2 protein-coding genes are annotated in these 1,424 nt (G+C 49.4%); one reads left to right on the top strand and one right to left on the bottom strand.

Annotated features, from left to right (window positions below):
• Positions 1-69: 69 nt before the first annotated feature.
• Positions 70-732: an alpha-ketoglutarate-dependent dioxygenase AlkB gene (locus tag A3751_RS15490; RefSeq protein ID WP_082863299.1), complete on the bottom strand. Its 663-nt coding sequence runs from the start codon at positions 730-732 to the stop codon at positions 70-72.
• A gap of 68 nt (positions 733-800) precedes the next feature.
• Here A3751_RS15490 and A3751_RS15485 point away from each other — a divergent pair.
• Positions 801-1,424 (top strand): M23 family metallopeptidase (locus tag A3751_RS15485; protein ID WP_068457747.1); only part of this gene is annotated, 624 nt, incomplete at its 3' end.

Below are 1,424 nucleotides of genomic sequence, written 5' to 3'. Positions count from 1 at the left end.
AATTTGATGCGCTTAGAGCGGCTGATACCGAACAAGGCGAAACCTGAGCTTGGCGCCAGCGAGCGCGTATTAATGTGTTTTTACCTGTCGAAAAGTGAGATTCACGCGCGGCGCGTGAACTTTTTTCGTTTTAGGGATTTGGTGTAGCCAATACATTTGCACCTCAGGGCTCATCACGAGAAGCATGGCGTCTTCTAATTGAATTGGAATACGCATTTTTTCGCCATTTTTTGGTTTTAGATCAAAGCGGCGGGTCGCGCCGAAAGATATCGACGCGATGGGTACTGTAGGGTCAAGCTCAGGTTCGTCGTCTGCGTGCCATGCGACGGAGTCCTGTCCATCGCGATACAGGTTGCAAAGGACGGAGTTGTATTGATGGCCGCTCATGGATTCGACGCGCGCTTTTACACTTAGTACGGTTGGGTCCCAGTTTTCGGGAATGAACAGCTTGCCCGAGTAACGATAGGCCGTGTCTGGATCACCCATCCAGACTTGTTTTCGCGGTATTGCAATCTCTCGTCCGTGCATTCGGATGTAAGGCTGTTGCCAATCAAGATTGCTAAGCAAGGCTTGCAGGGTGGTGTTCGAATCAGATTTGCTGAGGCATTGCTCGAATAAGCGAACGCTTCCGGGAATCTGAGGGCAGGCTTTTTGGTCTAATGTGAGTTCAAGAGCGCCTCGAGGAGGATGAGCCGGGCAGTTGAACAAGCCGTCTTGAGTATAGTTCGCCATATTACTTACTACTTTGTGAGGTCATGACAAATAATCACATGAAGAATTTTCGTATTAAGAATTATTGCATGAAGAATCTACGAATCGAGCAAATAATCGTCTTACTTTTTTTCTGGTCTATGTCTTCGGCTTTTGCTGAAGGTCCCGAGATTGAGTATTACGGCGAGCTGACCCAAGGTGGTGTTCTTGTGGGCAAAGTCGCGCCTAGTGCCAAGCTGTTTCTTAATGATGAGCGAATAGAAGTAACCAAAGAAGGGCATTTTGTATTCGGTTTTGGTCGTGACGCGAGCTTGAATCAGACGCTTATCGTGGCGGATGTTGAAGGGCGCCGCGAAGAAAGAGTGCTTACGCTCGCGAAGCGTGAGTACAACGTTCAGCGCATTGAGGGTGTTCCGCAAAAAACCGTGACGCCGCCAAAAGAAGTCTTACCGAGAATCAAAGAGGAGACCGCGCAAGTTAAAGCTGCACGTATGCAATTTCATGAAAGAACAGACTTTGTAAGCCGGTTTCGCCCACCATCCTCGGGTCGCATTACAGGCGTTTATGGTAGTCAGCGCGTTTATAACGGAACGCCCAAGCGGCCTCATTTTGGTGTTGACTATGCGGGGCCGGTAGGAGAGCCGGTCTTTGCGCCTGCAAGCGGAATCGTTACGCTCGTGCATCAAGATATGTACTACTCAGGCGGAACTCTG

The organism is Oleiphilus sp. HI0080 (genome assembly GCF_001635135.1).
This window is presented reverse-complemented; position numbering and strand designations above follow the sequence as displayed.

Bases quoted from the DNA above. Each gene is read 5' to 3' on its own strand.
- A3751_RS15490 (WP_082863299.1), bottom strand. From the start codon at position 732: ATGGCGAACTATACTCAAGACGGCTTGTTCAACTGCCCGGCTCATCCT.